The following is a 1,465-nucleotide window of genomic DNA, read 5'->3' on the forward strand; positions in this document are numbered from 1 at the left end:
GGACACGGGGGTAACGCCAGCTTAGAACGCGACGACCATCGACGCGCCGATCAGGGAATTGTTCTTCTTGAACGTGCCGTCCGTGACGTCTTCGAACACCGCGCGGTCGGCGCCGTCCAGGCGGTACTCGAGCTTCACGGTGGTCGCCTTGTCGAAGGCGTACTTCAGGCCCAGGCTGATCGCGTAGCGGTTGGCGCCGCGGTTCAGGTCGCCGTTCGCGTCGGGGCCAATGCCGTTGCGGCCGTCGTTGTAGCTGCCGTTGTCGGGGTCGTAGTAGCCGTTGTAGGTGTACAGGCCGCCGCCGTTCTTGTCGTTCTTGATGTAGTCGGCGCGCACCAGGCCTTGCAGGCGCGGCGTGATCATGTAGCCAGCCAGGCCCGACAGACCCACCCACTGCGAATCGCGCCAGTTGCCGTCGGCGTCCGGCGTGATCGCGCCTTCCTTCTGCTTGCCGACGCTGAGCTGGCCCTGCAGCGTCATGTCGCCGCGGGTGAAGTAGCCGTCGACCTCGGCCAGGTAGGCCATGGTGTTCTTCTGCTCGAAGTTGAAGTTCGGTGATTTGCCGACCAGGCTGGCGAAGCCCCAGCCGCTGAACTCACCCTTCGCGTAGTCGACCCGGAAGGCCCAGACCGGCGACTTCTCGTGCGCCTGGCGGATCGGCGCGTTGACGTTGGCGATGGCCGTGCGCACCCACCACTTGCCGTCCTTCAGATCCAGGCCCACGCCGGTGTAGCCGAAGGGCAGCGTGAAGTCGTACAGCAGGTTGTGGGTGGTGAACGGGTTCAGCGTCGGCTGCTGGTATTCGTAGCCCGACCAGTCCGGGATCTGGCCCGCGATCAGGCGGGTCTGCAGGCTGCCCAGCGGCACCGAGACACTGGCTTCCTGGACGATGCTCATGCCGTCGATGCCGGCGCCGACACCGCGGTTGGGCGACAGCGTCAAGTGCCACAGCGTGCCGCTCTCGGTTTCCTTCAGGAAGTCGATCGTCGCCGAGCCCATGAACGAGGTGTCGTAGGCGTAGCCGTCGGACTGCTGGTTCAGGAACTGGAAGCCCGCACGGTCTTGCCGCTGGTTGTAGATGAACACCGGCTCGATGAAACCGGTGACCTTCAGGCCCTTGTAGCCCTGGCTTTCCAACGAGTCCTCGAGTGCCTCGGTCTTCACCGCAATGCGGTTGAAGTCCTGCACCTGCTCAGGCGTCATGCCCCATTTCGGCTCGGCGGCCGCGGCGGGCTTGGCGGGTTGCGCCGCGACCTTCTTCTCCAGTTCTTCGACGCGGGCGCGCAGCGCCTTCAGTTCTTTCAGCAACTCCTCGTTGCTCTGCGCCATGGCGCCCGGGGCCCCGAAGGCGGCCAGCAGAGCGACAGACAAGGCGGTGAGTCGGATGTTCTTCATGGGGTCTCCGGGGGGTGAGGGTCAGGAGTCATCGCGCTGGGCAGCGCTGATTTCGAGGGCGCGGCGGCGC

General features: G+C 65.5%; 1 protein-coding gene. It reads right to left on the bottom strand.

Annotated elements, in window-relative coordinates; translation table 11 throughout:
* Nucleotides 1–21 precede the first annotated feature (21 nt).
* Nucleotides 22–1,395, bottom strand: coding sequence for a DUF3138 family protein (locus tag AC1DYI_RS35440; protein ID WP_477208781.1), 1,374 nt, complete (start codon nucleotides 1,393–1,395; stop codon nucleotides 22–24).
* Between the last annotated feature and the right edge of the window lie 70 nt (nucleotides 1,396–1,465).

The sequence above is a fragment of the Ideonella sp. P3_A4 genome (genome assembly GCF_056403075.1).